The following is a 14445-nucleotide window of genomic DNA, read 5'->3' as shown; positions in this document are numbered from 1 at the left end:
AGGCAGGATCTCTTTTTATTAAGGGGGAAAATATGTTTAATAAGGCTATCGTTATTGGTGGAAGTATAGCAGGAAAGTTTGCAGCAAAAGCATTATCAACTTCTTTTAAAGAAGTAATCATTATAGAAGCTGGTGAAAGGTGGGATGGAAAGTCTTCGAGAAAAAGAGTTCCACAAAGTAATCATCCTCACGTGTTATTAAAAGGTGGAGAAAACGCAATTGAAGAATTGTTTCCTAATATTACGAATGAATTAATAGAAGCAGGTAGTATCGTAAATAACTTTACTCGTGATTTAAAATGGCATCAATTTGGTTTATGGAAACAGCCATTCATAGGGGAAGTACATATGATTCAACAAAGTCGTCCTTTGCTAGAATGGCATATTCAAAAACGAATACATCAAATTTCAAATATTACCATTAAATATGAAACATTGGTTAAAGGGTTATTGGTAGATGCAAAGCTTAACAAAGTGTGTGGAGTAAAAGTTAAATATTTAGAGACAGACATACAAGAAGAAGTTCATGCAGACCTTGTAGTTGATGCGAGTGGATTTGGCTCAAAAAGTATAGAGTGGTTACGAGAATACGAAATTGAAGTACAAGAAGAGAAAGTTCGTATTGATTTATTTTACGCAACGAAAATGTTCAAACTTAAAGAAAATGAGAAATTAGACTGTTGCAATGTGCTAATGTCTCCGAGTTTCCCTGATAACCCTTATGGCGTTCTTATTCAAACGATAGAAGATAATCGTTATTTTGTTACTTTCAGTGGATACGCAAACGAGAAAGCACCACAAACAGATGATGAGTTTTATGATTTTGCTGAAAACCTATCAATTTCTAATGTTACAGACTTCCTAAACAAGGCTGAGGGAATTACTGATATAAAGACATACAAAATTCCCTATCAAGTACGCCGGCGATTTGATTTAGTGAATAATGTACCAGAAGGCTTATTAGTTGTTGGAGATGCGCAATGTCGTTTTGATCCCGTTTTCGGCCAAGGCGTATCAGTTGCTGCTATGGAGGCTCACCAGTTGCAATTACTTCTGCAAGGTAGAAAACAACTTGATAAAACATTTACACAACAATTTTATAAAAAGGCAGCTAATATAATAGAAACCCCATGGGATATGACAACAACGGAAATATCACGTCATCCGCAACTAAAGAGAGAATTAACTACAAAACAAAAATTTCAGCTATGGTATACGAAACAAATATATCGACTATCCGCAAGTAATTCTGATGTTTATATTCGGTTAGTACGAGTGATGAATTTAATTCGTAGTCCATTTCATCTTTTTCATCCGAAAGTGCTACTATCTGTATTACTTAATCGAAAGTAATAGCAGGAATATAATTGATTAAAAAAGAATGTATAACAGTTAGTAAATCTAGAAGGAGAATACGGGATGGAAATATACATAGAGCAACTAAAGAAACAAGATGCTAAGGATTTATTTACGTTTGAACTTACGAATAAATCTTTTTTTGAAACAATGGTGCCAAATCGTGGCTCAAAATATTTTGAATTTGAATATTTCCAAAAACTACTAGACGATTTATTAATAGAACAAGCAGATGGAGATTCTTATTTTTATTTAATTCGTAATGAAGAAAAAGAAATTGTAGGGCGAATTAATTTAGTAGATATAGATACGGAAACTCAAATTAGTTCGCTAGGGTATCGGGTCGGAGAAAAATTTACTAAAAAAGGAGTTGCTACAGCAGCCGTAAAATTAATTTTAGATGTAGCGAAAAATAATGAAATTACTGAAGTTCATGCTAAAACAACGACTAATAATCTCGCATCACAAATTGTACTAGAAAAAAGCGGATTTTCTTCTTATCAAAACGAATCAGATACAACTTCTGTAGAATTAAATGGAGAACATGTGAAGTTTGTACACTATATTTGGAGAAATACTTCACGCTTATAATAAGGAGGACTTATTCATGAATGATTTACGTTATCCAATTGGCCAATTTACATACAAACGTCCTATAACTGAAGAAATGATTGATACATGGATTCAAGAAATTGAAGATTTACCAAATGAACTAACAAAGGCAATTAAAGATTTAGATCAGAAGCAGTTAGATACACCATATCGCGTTGGAGGTTGGACTGTACGTCAAGTAGTTCATCACGTCGTTGATAGTCATATGAATAGCTACATACGCTTTAAATTAGCACTGACAGAAAAGAATCCCACTATTAAGCCGTATAAAGAAGAGAAGTGGGCAGAGTTACCCGATTCAAAATTACCGGTAGATGTTTCACTAGTAATGCTAGATTCATTACATAAAAGATGGGTTAACCTTTTATATTCTCTAGAAATTGAAGATTTAGAAAAGACATTTAACCATCCTGAAACTGGTGAAACAAAACTTGCTGTTGCAATAGGACTATACGCATGGCATGGTCGTCATCATACCGCTCATATTACCTCGTTAAGAAAGCGACTTAATTGGTAACATGGAGATTACATTAGAGAAGGCGACAGAAAGTGATGCAGAAGTTATATTTCAAATGCAAATAGACTCATTTAGCCCTTTATTACATAAATATAAAGACTATGAAACAAATCCAGCAAATGAAACTATCGAAAAAACTATTTGTAGAATAAATCATGTAGACGGTGGCTTCTATAAAATAATAGTGGCAATGAATCTTGTTGGAGCGATATGCATTTCACAAAAAGAAACACCCTCTAAATTTTGGATCAGTCCAATGTTTATTCACCCGAGTTATCAAGGAAAAGGAATTGCCCAAAAGGTACTTACATTAATTGAGGAAATGTTTCCTGAAGCAACGAGCTGGGAACTTGCTACTATTTTAGAAGAAGAGAAAAATTGTTTTTTGTATGAAAAGATGGAGTATAAAAGAACAGAAGTTATAAAGAAATTAAATGATGAAACTACACTTATTTATTACAAAAAAGAAAGGTAAAGCATATAAAATACGCTTTACCTTTTTATGTTATTTTAGATTAAATATACAAAAACAATGTATGTTCTTCCAAAATACTCGGGTTAGTAATTTTAAAAAATGAATAAAAATACAAAAACCACTACTTTGTCGTAAAGGTTACTAACGCTTTTTGAATGCTTAAAATACTATCGTCACCTTTAAATTCTTTCGTAATTGGATCCTCCATACTAGACACCCAAATTTTAAGTTCTGCATCTAAATCAAAATGCCCAGCCGTTTCGATGCTATATTGTGTAATACTTTTATAAGGAATAGAATGGTATTCTGTTTTTTTGCCAGTTACTCCTTGTTTATCTACTAAAATAAGACGACGATTTGTAAATACGATTAGATCACGAATTAATTTATAAGCATGCTCTACTTTTTCATCATCTAGCATAATCTTCTCTAAATCACGTTCTACACTTTCAGAACTCGTATTTGATGCATTTCCTAAAATACCGCTAAATAAACCCATATTAAATTCCTCCTTTAATATATGTGGAATGAATTACTTATATTGTAACATGTTACTCACAAAGATATTATGACATTACTTTAGTAGTTTCTGGTTATTGTTGTAATTAGTTTATATAACCTCATCTTAAAATCTTATGCTAATATGAAATTAAGAAAAAAGAAGCAGAGGGATATAACATGAAGAATATTGGTTTAGTATTAGAGGGCGGAGGAATGAAAGGTTTATATACTGCAGGTGTACTCGAATATTTCATGGAAAAGAACTTATTCTTTCCGTATGTAGTCGGCGTATCAGCTGGAGCCTGTATGGGAGCAACCTATTTGTCACGTCAAAAAGGTAGAAATAAGAAAGTAAATACAGAGCTAGTATCAGATTACAGGTATATATCTTATCGAAACTTAATTCGAAAACGTGAATTATTCGGAATGGATTTTTTATTTGATGAAGTACCTAATAAAATTGTACCATTTGATTTTCAAACTTTCTTAAAATGTAATGAACAGTTTGTCATAGGGACGACTGATTGCGAATCAGGACAAGCCATTTATTATAATAAAGCAGAACATGGAAATGATATTTTAAAAATCATTCGCGCCTCAAGCTCTGTACCGTTTATAGCACCTGCTGTAGAATATAATAATCGAAAATTATTAGATGGAGGGATTATAGACCCTATACCAGTTTTGAAAGCCCAAAAGGATGGTTATGAAAAGAACGTTGTCATTATGACAAAGCCAGAAGGATATGAGAAGCAGCGAAATAAATTTTCAGGCCTGGCTAAAATTTTATATAGAAAATATCCGAAAATCGCAGAGAATTTAGTAGACCATTATCGTTTTTATAATGAGACGATATCTTATATGAATCGAGAAGAACAAAAAGATAATTTTTATGTAATTCAACCAAGTGTACAGCTTCCTATAAGCGGAATAGAAAGAAATAAGGAAAAGCTCGTTAATCTATATAATCTTGGGTATATCGATGCTCAATATCATTATGAAAACTTATTAAATTGGATAGATAAATAAAGGGGTGGAAAGTTGAAGTTAGGAAAACGAATTATTTTTAAGGAATTGCAGAAAATGCATAGTCCACTTCATAAACCGTTTCCTTATCGTGCTACAGCAAAATTGCAGCGAGACTTAAAAAGTAAATTTACCGAAGATGACTGTATAAACGCTGATTTTAATCATTATTGGATGCATACAGCAGCTACTTTAAATTCTATACTAAATGGAAACGAACAGAACATTACGTTTCAACAAATAAAGTGGTTAAGAAAATCGTTTTTTGAGTGGTTTCCGCAATATCGTTTTCTAGAAACAGAAATTGTGAATTATCCCATTTTGTATAGAGATTTCATAAGTTATGAGAAGACCAGGAAGCTATTACTTTATTACCTTATTGAATAAAAGCGAAAACGTACAGGTTACATTACTTGTACGTTTTTTTGTTCATAAAACATTCAATATTAACAACTAGTTTATATAGGAATTCTAATGAGAAGAAAGAAGTAAAGATAATAGAATGATACAGGGGAGGAGAGAGGAATAGCTGTTTTACTTTAAGTTATTGTCCAACTCGAATACAGTTAGTTATTTATGTTAAAATATTTCGAGTGAAATCAAGCTTTTAAGGATTTCATTAAACATTAAACAAAACAAGTTAGCAACGTAGAAGGGATAACATTAACATGAAAAACGTATCAAATATAGATAAAGTAGAATCAATAAAATCTTTACAGTCAACAATTAGTAAACTTGAAAATGCCTTATCACAGATGACTCAAAAAGGATCAAATACTACTTTAGTGAAAAAAAGACTCAAAGCAGCTAGTATCGGCTTAGCTATGTTAGAAAGTGTTTGGAAGCAAGAAACTCATCATTATACTCAGGAAGATTTAGCAGAAGCTCGTAATGTTCTAATTGGTTTGCTTCCATCAATTGAAAAGATTTACGTTAAGTCAAAGCTTGGGAGTCCTCAAAGAACGCTTTTAGAAAGAAGAATAAAATCATTAGAACTTTCTATTCAGGCAATTGATTATTTTTCTAATAAATAACTTCGCTAAACAAATAACTTACGACTACTTTTATATAGGGATTCTAATGAAAAAACTACATATAGAGTACTACAAAAGAGGAAGAGAGGTGACTTCGATCATTAGTCATAAGTTAGAGCAGCTTAAAAATCAATTAAAGAATGGAAACGAAAAAGCTCTTTATACTTTTTTGCATGAAATCAAATCATACACCACTAATAGAACTATGCCCTATAGATAATCAGTATAAACTTATAACGTATATATGGTTAGGCAATCAAAATACTGAAAATGTTTATGTATTCGGTAGTTTTCCTGGTTGGGATCTGTCTGTAAATCAATTACAACGATTGTTACAGACAGATATTTGGTATGTTACGTTTAGAACAAATAAGAGTTTTATTTCAACTTATTATTTTACAGTAAATGATTTTTTCGAAAATAATTGGATAAAGCGTAGTGAACAGTATCGATTAGACCCATTTAATAAAAATACATTTGGAGAAGGTACCAATAAAGCGTCTGTGTTAAAAATAAGTATGGACATGCAGTATAGCAGTCGTTTCCCTTCAAATCATTATCCATCTGGGAGAATTGAAACATATTCTTTTCATAGTTCGATTTTAAATAACACACGTAAAATTCATATTTATACGCCTCATGATTATTCTCACACTCCACATCTTCAAGAACTTCTCATTGTATTTGATGGGAATTCATTCATTCATTCAGAGCCTTTCAATTGAAAAAACACTTAATTATTTAATTTACGAAAAAGAAATCCCATCTTGCATTGCTGTTGCTATAGATCCTGTCGATCGATTAGAAGAGCTAACTTATAACGATAAAATGAATGCATTTTTAACGAAGGAATTACTTCCGTGGATTCAAGCTAAGTATCACGTTTATCAAGAAAAGAATCATACAACAATTGCTGGTTTCAGTCTTGGTGGCTTAGCAGCTTTTTATGCAGCACTTCAAAATCCACATATTTTCGGAAATGTGTTGTCAATGTCTGGATCCGTACATTGGAAAAAGGATAATTATGAAAATACAATTCCTTGGATTGAAAATCAAATTTCATCAATAAATTCTAATGCGACTCATCTACATTCTTACATAGCAGTAGGCGAACTCGAAAACGAACCTCTTTTAACGGCTAATAGACGGCTATATAAAGCTTTAGAAGCAAAGAAATACCAAACCACTTACGAAGAGTTTCAAGGTGGACATGATAGCGTATGGTGGCGAGAAAAGCTATTCGATGGATTAAGGGCATTAGAATTTACAAAAACGACATTAGAAAATAAAAAGGAGAGAGAATCTATGAATCAAGAAGAACTAGATAAAAAACTAAAAAAACAAGAGATTTTAGTAAAAGATGAGAAAGTTTGGTCTTATACGTATGAGGATCATATTAGTTCTATCGTTAAACAAGCAGAACAGAAAGGAGCTTTTGATCATTTACCTGGTAAAGGGAAACCTCTTAATCTTGATAAAGATCTTTCGTACAATCCTGAAAAGCAACTTTATAGAACTTTAGCAAATAATCACGTTTTACCTAGGTGGATTGAGCTTTCAAAAGAAATTGATGATTTAAAAGAAAAGCTAAAAGAAAATACAAATACTGCAGAAGCAGCGGATTTAATTCGAACTATTAATAAAAAGGTATTAGAACATAATCTACTTTGTCCACCAAGCGCGCAAAAAATGAGGGTGAAAATGGATTTTTAACGATTTTCAATTAAGCTATCGCTTACTATATAATTAAGTTAGGTATTTTCAATTCATTACTAAAAGGAGGCAAATATAGTGAAGAATACGTATCAACTTCAAATTCCGAAAGAACTAGAACAGTATCGTAGTATTTTAGAAGAAAGTGTGAAACCGTATGTTAAAGTGTCTGGAACATTAGCAGAGACAACGCTTTTTGAAAGTAAGTTTGGTGGATATCCGTATTTACCTATAGATCAAGAGCATCCTAAAGACTCAAACGGACAACCTATGATGCTACTTGCGCAGTTAAACCTTGAAGAAATACCAAACATTGAACATATGCCTCAACATGGAATGTTACAGTTTTTCATAAGTGCTGAAGAAGATCTTTTTGGAGCAGATTTTGATCATCCCACAAGCCAAAAAGACTTTCGAATTGTTTATCATTCTACAATCACAGCGGATTTAACTAAGGTGATTACTGATTTTAGTTATTTAAACACTTTAGATTTAGAGAATTTTATCATACCCAAAGCAGCAAAACTAAAGTTTGAGTTGGCATATCAACCAGTAACACCAAGAGATTATCGATTTGAAATGATTTTTAATGATAACATTGATTGGGAAGAAATTGTTGATGAAGAAAATAATACAGAATTAGGCGAACTGTATGATGATTTATGTAAGGATCAAGGACATAAAATTGGTGGTTATCCATTTTTCACACAGACAGATCCAAGGGAATGGGAAGAAAAATACCAGCAACATGACATATTATTGATGCAAATCGATACAGACGATTCATTAAATATTATGTGGGGTGATTCTGGGGTTGCTAATTTCTTTATACGTAAGGAAGATTTGTTAAATCTAGATTTTTCCAATGTCATTTACAATTGGGATTGTTACTAGAAGATATAAATAAAATAATAGCAAACAAAAAATCTTCCTGAAGGTGAGGAGGATTTTTTTATGTTAAAAATAAGCGTTATGTTAACTAGAATAAAAAACAATGAGTGTAATGAAAGTCAAGTCTAAATGACAGAAATAACAACAAATAATGTAAAGTTGTAAAACATGTGCAAATAGCAATTAATTCATTAAGTAAAACATAAAATAAAATTACTAATTTATATTTTGTATAGAAATAATTTTTCTGTATAAAAATTTCTTGCCAATCAAAAATGTTTTTAATTCGTTAAATCTTAAGCGATTATTGATTAAGATTTGCTGTGATGAATTTATAACAAATAAAAACGATAAAAACTGAAGAAATTTGTTTAGATAAGATTTAATGTAAATCTCACCAAAAATCTCCGTTTCGTCTCATTAAGTATAGTTTACTTGGGTTTTGATACCTGGTATTGCTTTGTTTCTACAACTGCCTATAATATATATTATGTTAACTAACTTTAAATAATAAACTCATTATAGGTAAGTTATTTTTTGTGATTAGCCTCCCCTCGTTCTTTTTAATCATTCTGTGTGATGGATTGTTTAGTTATTTGTTTTATAAGTTGTTGATGAAAATGTCTCCAGATATAAATTATATTTAAGACAATAAAAAATGCAATTCATTTTAACTGAACACATTAAACGAATTGCATTGATATGATTCATAATAAGTTTTTAAAATTAGTTTGCTACAGCAATTGCTTCGATTTCAATTAAAAAGTTATCGTTAATTAACTTTCTAACTTCTACAGCTGAACTTGCTGGTGGATTTTTAGTATCAATGTATTGATCTCGTATATCTCTAACAGTGGCCATTTGAGAAATATCTGTTAGGAAAAATGTTAATTTTACTACATCATTAAATCTTAATTCCGAAGTTTCTAATGCACTTTTAATATTTTCGAAAACTTGTCGCGTTTGTGTAGCTAAATCACCAATGCCAACTATTTGACCATCAGTGTTAATCGCTACTTGTCCAGATATGTAAATTGTTCGTTTAGCGTTACTAACTTCCACTACATGTGAATATCCAGAAGTTGGTGGGATCGTTTCTGGATTGATAAATTTCTTTTGCAAGGTGGCTCTCTCCTTTTTTATCAAGACAATTGTAAAATCTATGTATTTACTATATTCAATCAATAAAATTAAGAATCCTTTATGATTTAAAAATAAAAAACCTTAGAATAGCTATCTTCATACCTATTCTAAGGTTTTTTAGGATTTTATATTTAGTTATCGCTAGTGGACATTGTTAAATTAATCTTTTCATAATCTCTTTTAAATTGATTATCATTTTTTAGCCAACGTTTGAAAGCCGATTCGCTTATTTCTAAATTTGAACAAGTTATAGCATTACATTTATTTTTCATATATTCTTCAAGGAAACTTTGTTTTCTTTGCTTAACAGCAGTTTGAGTTTGTTTTAATTTTCGATCTTGTAATTGATCTAAACTCAGACTTTCTTTCTGAAACACTTCATATTTTCTATGCAAATAAATATCTTTGTCTTTATAAATCCAATTTGAAAATAGTTGTATTGATTTTCTTCCAGATAAAATAACACGATAATGTTTGTTTTGATTTAGTAAATCGGCTCGTAAATTGCGATTTTGAAGAATTTGATGTAAAGAATTCATAAAGTTATATGATCCACCTACGAAATTAACTGTATAAGTTTCATACTTGACGTAACCATCCCCATCAAAATATCCACGAACAATATGAAATACAAGGCAATTTAGATGAAAGGTAAAATAATATAGTTTAAACTACAAATAGCTACAATAACAACATACATAAATTGTTAATCGTAAAAAGGAGAACGAATGAATAAGAAATATACAAATCAAATTCATACTGATATGAGTTTTAAACCGAAAGATATTATAAGTTTAATGACGGATTACTTTAAAATAAAATCAAAGCTGCGTCCTATAAAGGATTTGCCTATCGTTTTATCAAATAAAGATAATGAATCGTTAGAGAGTGTTACATGGTTTGGCCATTCTGCTTCTCTTTTGAAAATAGAAGGTAAAAAACTATTATTAGACCCTATGTTTGGAGATGCCTCTTCCCCATTTCCTTTGTTTAATAGTAAACGCTATAGTGGTACTTTTTCTTTAGAACGTGATGACCTTCAAGAAATTGATGCGATTATCATTTCTCATAATCACTATGATCATTTGAATTACAAAAGTATTATGCAGTTAAAAGATCGCGCAAAGCACTTTTATGTTCCAACTGGAGTTGCACAATATCTTATTAAATGGGGTGTTTCGCCTAGTAAAATTAGTGAACATAATTGGTGGGACGAAATTACGTTTGATAATATTAAGTTAGTATGTGCGCCTGCAAGGCATTTCTCGGGACGTGGTATGACAGATAGAAATCGTTCATTATGGTGTTCATGGCTTATTCTTGGTCAAGAGACTAAAATTTTCTTTAGTGGTGATAGCGGTTATGCCCCTCACTTTAAGGAAATTGGTGATAAATACGGTCCATTCGATCTTACATTAATGGAATGCGGGCAATATGATCCGAGGTGGTCTGCTATTCATATGTTGCCTGAAGAAACGGTACAAGCTCATATTGATGTGAAAGGAGAATTACTTCTTCCGATTCATTGGGGTGCCTTTACGTTAGCATTACACGAATGGAGTGACCCGATAGAACGTGTTACGAAAGAAGCTAACCGTTTAGGAGTTAAAATTACAACGCCTCAAATTGGTGAATCTATTACGTTAAAATCTACAAATTATCCTTCATCCGCTTGGTGGAAGGAAATTTAATTTTAAAATATAAAAAGAGCGAATCCTCTTATAAAGAATTCGCTCTTTTTTCTGTATTTAAACTTATTTCACAATATTGGATTTCCCACTATCTAAAACTCTATTTGCTGGTACACTGGACATTTCAACCACTGTATTCATACTCTTATCAGTCAGTTCAATGAGTTCGGTTTCATGTTTTATTTTATTTAAATCCCACACCATCCCATGAAATTCATTATGCTGACCACTTACCTGTATAATGCTTTTTGTTTTATTTGAAGGCTGTATTTGAAGATTTGTAAATTGATTCCCACTAATTTCATTTGGCGTAGTTACTTGACTATCCATATAAATCATATTTACACAGTCTTCTAAAGAAAAGTTCATAAAACGATTGGCATTTATCCAAGCTTGTCCGGTGCTCGGTTTTTTTGCTACTAATTTTAGTCCGGTTTCCATTCCTACAATTTTAATGTTTTCGAAGTTAACAAACGAAATTTCATTTTCTTTTCCAGCAGAGTATAAAGAAATTCCGGTACCTTTATTCGTTTCCGTCCAATTGATAATATTTATATCTTTTATTTGTGTTTTGTTCCAAGTGTTATAATATTTATTTTTACCGTCTAAATAAATAACTTCAGAGCTAAATTTAGGATCGTCAATAGCTATATACGCTCCTTCAATGGATGCGTTGTTCTCCAGTTCTAGAACTCTAAAGTTTCCCTCAACTACAAATTGGGATCCATAACCAAATAATAATTTCACACCTTTTTTAACAATGATTGGTGACGTAATTTTATACTTCTTATCATCAAGTAATACCGTTTTAATTTTACTAGATTCTGCTTTATTAATAGCAGATTGTATTTTTATTGAATCATTTTCCCCTTTAAAGTTTTCTACATACAAGTTAGTACTTTTAGCTGCATAGTCTTTTTTGTTGTATTGATAAAAAGCAAAAGTAATTAAAACTATACCAATGAGTAAAACAATTATTTTCTTCATCATACTCACCCCATATCGATTAATCTATGGCTTTTATATTGAGGTTATTATTATTTTGCTTTGTATTTCAGATTACCATTGCTGCTTTGTCTATGATTGAATTATATTATGTAGGATTTAGTAAACTGTTTGCTTTACTAATACATCATTCTTATAATGTATTGATTTATGATTTCATAAATCAATAGTCTGCTTGTACATAATGTAATTCCTTCCTCTATCCCTAATACGCTCTTACTGGTGATATAAGATGTACTGCTGCAGATTGTTCTCCTGCTTCAATCAATATCGGTCTCATAGAACCGCCAAAGCTTAAAGTAATCGTTTCTTCTTTTATTGCTCGTAAAGCATCAACCATAAAACGCCCATCGAAAGATATATTTAATTGTTTTTCACCTTGAATCGCATCTATTTGTTGCGTTTCGGATATTTGCCCAATTTGAGAAGCATTTGAAGAAATTTTAATTGTAGATTCGTTTATGATTTCTAAGTTAACATTGTTATTGGCCCATTCACTTGCTAATAAACTTGATCGGTCTACACCTTGTAATATCTTTTTTCTATCTATGTTAATAATCGTTTTAAAGTCATTTGGAATAAGGTTAGAAATATTAGGATATTTCCCTTCAATTAGTCTTGAATATAATGTAGTTGTTCCAAACGTAAATATAATATGACTCTCTGAAAGGTAGATATATACGAATTTCGAATTGCTGTTCATTAATTTTAGAAGTTCATTAATGGTTGCGCTTGGTACAATACAATTTGCTTTTACATCTGAGGAAAGTCGCGTTTCACGTATCGCTAGTCTATGTGAGTCAGTTGCAGCACAAATAAACTTATTATTAGATAACTCTATATGCACCCCAGTAAGAACAGGTCTAGATTCATTTTTTGCTACCGCAAAGACTGTTTGTTTAAATACTTCAATCAATTGCTCTGTTTCTACTTTGATTTCTGCATGATTGTCTATAAGCGGTACATTCGGAAACTCATCTGCAGGAAATCCATTTAAACTTAATGTGATTTCTTCTGATTGTATCTTAATAATTTGCTCATTCTTACTTTTTATTGCTATATCACTTGGCATTTTCTTTATTATTTCAATAAAATACTTTGCAGGTACAACAATAGTTCCTGCCTTTAAAATAGTTGCAATCTTTTCGTCTTCAATTAAAACAGGAATGAATTTTTCAATAAAAATATTCGAGTTACTTGCAATTAAAGTAATTCCAGATTGATCTGCAGTTATTTTTATACCAGATAATATAGGAATTAAAGATTTTGTTGATATTGCTTTGTTGACTTCTGAAAGTGCTTGAGTGAATTGTTTGTGATTAACGATAAACTCCATTTTTTCCCCGCCTTACATGAGATAATATTTTTATGAAGATTGATGAACGATTGTTCCGTTAAAAAAATAAGGTACTGTTTCTTTCTTTTGTAATAAATCTAGTAAATGTTCTGGTATGCGTAAATATGGAGCTGCTATATGTAATTCCATCCAAGTAATCTCTTCAATTTCTTTCGGCCTTGATATATATGTCTCTCCGCCAATTATTTCACCTAGAAAATTAAAGAAAATTGCATGATGATCTCTTTCCTCGAAAAAGGCTTCGCTGATAGAACAAATCCCTTTTACGTTTATATGTAATCCTGTTTCTTCTTTTACTTCTCGAATTACTGCTTCTTCCAATGTTTCTCCTAATTTAACTGCGCCACCTGGTAATGTATAATAAGAACCATTTTCCCCTTTGTTTTTTACCATTAAAATCTTTTCATTAGTTTTATCGTACAAAATCGCGTATGTAACATTAACTTTTTTCATATGTACCTCCTCTATTTTTAATAAAAGGAATTTTCTGTCTTCTATTCATTCTACCATTAACTCCTTTTAATATATATAAGTTAGTTAAGTCTTGCCTTTACCACTATTAGTGGAGTTAATAAGAATAGGCTACTGATATAAAAAAAGAACGTACCTTAGGAAGATTATCCAAAGTACGTTCTTGCAGTTTTAGAATAAAGTATCTAAATTAATTAACCTACACCCTTTTTCAATTGCAAATTCTTCAATAAGTTTTATTAACTTGGTTCCATAACCTTCGTGTCTATATTCTTCAGAAACCCACAGGAAATCAACATGTACGTGGTGCCAAAATGTAATTGCAGTTATTCCACCTACAATTTTTCCCTTTTCATTTCTCACTATAAAACTAATTTTTTCTGAAGGCTTTTTCTCTTCATCTGAAATATGTTTTTGGTTATATTCAATTACTTTTTCTCTTATGTAATCACTATCTTCTTGGACCCATTGTTTTACTATTTTCATTTTAATTATCACGTTCCTTTTAAAGTATCTATTCAATTTAATAATCGTAATATCCTGTCTAACTTAATAGTCGTAGTGCACTGTTTCATTTCACTAAAATTTTAAAAAACCGTACTACATTTTATCTGTAGTATGGCTTTTTACCGCGTTTGATTCTTTTTAATTCAA

The 14445-nt window shown here is 31.1% G+C and carries 16 protein-coding genes and 2 pseudogenes; 11 read left to right on the top strand and 7 right to left on the bottom strand.

Annotation, left to right across the window (positions count from 1 at the left end):
* Positions 1-32: 32 nt before the first annotated feature.
* From M1D73_RS13530 to M1D73_RS13515, 4 genes are all read left to right on the top strand, one after another.
* Entirely contained in the window at positions 33-1352 is a 1320-nt protein-coding gene (locus M1D73_RS13530) for an FAD-dependent oxidoreductase (RefSeq protein WP_000482021.1), read from the top strand.
* Between the two features lie 66 nt (positions 1353-1418).
* A complete protein-coding gene (locus M1D73_RS13525; RefSeq protein ID WP_000409236.1) occupies positions 1419-1946 on the top strand; it encodes a GNAT family N-acetyltransferase in 528 nt (175 codons plus the stop codon).
* A gap of 16 nt (positions 1947-1962) precedes the next feature.
* Positions 1963-2484, top strand: coding sequence for a YfiT family bacillithiol transferase (locus M1D73_RS13520; RefSeq protein ID WP_000999070.1), 522 nt, complete (start codon positions 1963-1965; stop codon positions 2482-2484).
* 1 nt (position 2485) lies between these two features.
* On the top strand, positions 2486-2959 hold the full coding sequence (locus M1D73_RS13515; protein ID WP_000406643.1) for a GNAT family N-acetyltransferase: 474 nt from the start codon (positions 2486-2488) through the stop codon (positions 2957-2959).
* Between the two features lie 121 nt (positions 2960-3080).
* Here the strand turns inward: M1D73_RS13515 and M1D73_RS13510 are convergent, their stop codons facing one another.
* Positions 3081-3458, bottom strand: a complete 378-nt coding sequence (locus M1D73_RS13510) for a PH domain-containing protein (RefSeq protein WP_000522472.1) — start codon at positions 3456-3458, stop codon at positions 3081-3083.
* A gap of 179 nt (positions 3459-3637) precedes the next feature.
* On the opposite strand from M1D73_RS13510, the gene M1D73_RS13505 reads away from it, so the two are divergent.
* From M1D73_RS13505 to M1D73_RS13480, 6 genes and pseudogenes are all read left to right on the top strand, one after another.
* Positions 3638-4489, top strand: a complete 852-nt coding sequence (locus M1D73_RS13505) for a patatin-like phospholipase family protein (RefSeq protein WP_000789276.1) — start codon at positions 3638-3640, stop codon at positions 4487-4489.
* Positions 4490-4501: 12 nt separating this feature from the next.
* A complete protein-coding gene (locus tag M1D73_RS13500) occupies positions 4502-4873 on the top strand; it encodes a YxiJ-like family protein (RefSeq protein ID WP_000765935.1) in 372 nt (123 codons plus the stop codon).
* 281 nt (positions 4874-5154) lie between these two features.
* Entirely contained in the window at positions 5155-5520 is a 366-nt protein-coding gene (locus tag M1D73_RS13495) for a hypothetical protein (RefSeq protein ID WP_000800305.1), read from the top strand.
* 88 nt (positions 5521-5608) lie between these two features.
* Positions 5609-6801: pseudogene (locus M1D73_RS13490) on the top strand (alpha/beta hydrolase-fold protein); the annotation flags it as partial.
* A gap of 24 nt (positions 6802-6825) precedes the next feature.
* Positions 6826-7233, top strand: coding sequence for a DnaJ family domain-containing protein (locus tag M1D73_RS13485; RefSeq protein WP_002204774.1), 408 nt, complete (start codon positions 6826-6828; stop codon positions 7231-7233).
* 78 nt (positions 7234-7311) lie between these two features.
* Positions 7312-8127 (top strand): YwqG family protein, encoded by an 816-nt coding sequence (locus M1D73_RS13480; protein WP_000799803.1) that lies wholly within the window; start codon positions 7312-7314, stop codon positions 8125-8127.
* A gap of 723 nt (positions 8128-8850) precedes the next feature.
* On the opposite strand, the gene M1D73_RS13475 is transcribed toward M1D73_RS13480, so the two are convergent.
* Positions 8851-9246, bottom strand: a complete 396-nt coding sequence (locus M1D73_RS13475; RefSeq protein WP_001169697.1) for a RidA family protein — start codon at positions 9244-9246, stop codon at positions 8851-8853.
* 152 nt (positions 9247-9398) lie between these two features.
* Positions 9399-9893, bottom strand: a pseudogene (locus M1D73_RS13470) (LAGLIDADG family homing endonuclease); the annotation flags it as partial.
* A 102-nt stretch (positions 9894-9995) separates the two neighbouring features.
* On the opposite strand from M1D73_RS13470, the gene M1D73_RS13465 reads away from it, so the two are divergent.
* Positions 9996-10958, top strand: coding sequence for an MBL fold metallo-hydrolase (locus tag M1D73_RS13465; RefSeq protein ID WP_121868634.1), 963 nt, complete (start codon positions 9996-9998; stop codon positions 10956-10958).
* A 63-nt stretch (positions 10959-11021) separates the two neighbouring features.
* Here M1D73_RS13465 and M1D73_RS13460 read toward each other — a convergent pair whose 3' ends face one another.
* The 4 genes from M1D73_RS13460 to M1D73_RS13445 form a co-directional block, all read right to left on the bottom strand.
* Positions 11022-11945: a hypothetical protein gene (locus M1D73_RS13460; RefSeq protein WP_121868633.1), complete on the bottom strand. Its 924-nt coding sequence runs from the start codon at positions 11943-11945 to the stop codon at positions 11022-11024.
* 223 nt (positions 11946-12168) lie between these two features.
* Positions 12169-13299, bottom strand: a complete 1131-nt coding sequence (gene dnaN, locus M1D73_RS13455; protein WP_121868632.1) for a DNA polymerase III subunit beta — start codon at positions 13297-13299, stop codon at positions 12169-12171.
* A 30-nt stretch (positions 13300-13329) separates the two neighbouring features.
* A complete protein-coding gene (locus M1D73_RS13450; protein WP_000757601.1) occupies positions 13330-13773 on the bottom strand; it encodes an NUDIX hydrolase in 444 nt (147 codons plus the stop codon).
* A gap of 189 nt (positions 13774-13962) precedes the next feature.
* A complete protein-coding gene (locus tag M1D73_RS13445; protein WP_075677086.1) occupies positions 13963-14277 on the bottom strand; it encodes a GNAT family N-acetyltransferase in 315 nt (104 codons plus the stop codon).
* Positions 14278-14445 lie beyond the last annotated feature (168 nt).

This window comes from Bacillus sp. PK3-067, assembly GCF_056738645.1.
This window is presented reverse-complemented; position numbering and strand designations above follow the sequence as displayed.

What these genes read in the sequence shown, in the direction of transcription:
- M1D73_RS13530 (WP_000482021.1), top strand. Translation starts at nt 33, where the DNA reads ATGTTTAATAAGGCTATCGTTATTGGTGGAAGTATAGCAGGAAAGTTT.
- M1D73_RS13525 (WP_000409236.1), top strand. Translation starts at nt 1,419, where the DNA reads ATGGAAATATACATAGAGCAACTAAAGAAACAAGATGCTAAGGATTTA.
- M1D73_RS13520 (WP_000999070.1), top strand. Translation starts at nt 1,963, where the DNA reads ATGAATGATTTACGTTATCCAATTGGCCAATTTACATACAAACGTCCT.
- M1D73_RS13515 (WP_000406643.1), top strand. Translation starts at nt 2,486, where the DNA reads ATGGAGATTACATTAGAGAAGGCGACAGAAAGTGATGCAGAAGTTATA.
- M1D73_RS13510 (WP_000522472.1), bottom strand. Translation starts at nt 3,458, where the DNA reads ATGGGTTTATTTAGCGGTATTTTAGGAAATGCATCAAATACGAGTTCT.
- M1D73_RS13505 (WP_000789276.1), top strand. Translation starts at nt 3,638, where the DNA reads ATGAAGAATATTGGTTTAGTATTAGAGGGCGGAGGAATGAAAGGTTTA.
- M1D73_RS13495 (WP_000800305.1), top strand. Translation starts at nt 5,155, where the DNA reads ATGAAAAACGTATCAAATATAGATAAAGTAGAATCAATAAAATCTTTA.
- M1D73_RS13485 (WP_002204774.1), top strand. Translation starts at nt 6,826, where the DNA reads ATGAATCAAGAAGAACTAGATAAAAAACTAAAAAAACAAGAGATTTTA.
- M1D73_RS13465 (WP_121868634.1), top strand. Translation starts at nt 9,996, where the DNA reads ATGAATAAGAAATATACAAATCAAATTCATACTGATATGAGTTTTAAA.
- M1D73_RS13460 (WP_121868633.1), bottom strand. Translation starts at nt 11,945, where the DNA reads ATGAAGAAAATAATTGTTTTACTCATTGGTATAGTTTTAATTACTTTT.
- dnaN (WP_121868632.1), bottom strand. Translation starts at nt 13,299, where the DNA reads ATGGAGTTTATCGTTAATCACAAACAATTCACTCAAGCACTTTCAGAA.
- M1D73_RS13450 (WP_000757601.1), bottom strand. Translation starts at nt 13,773, where the DNA reads ATGAAAAAAGTTAATGTTACATACGCGATTTTGTACGATAAAACTAAT.
- M1D73_RS13445 (WP_075677086.1), bottom strand. Translation starts at nt 14,277, where the DNA reads ATGAAAATAGTAAAACAATGGGTCCAAGAAGATAGTGATTACATAAGA.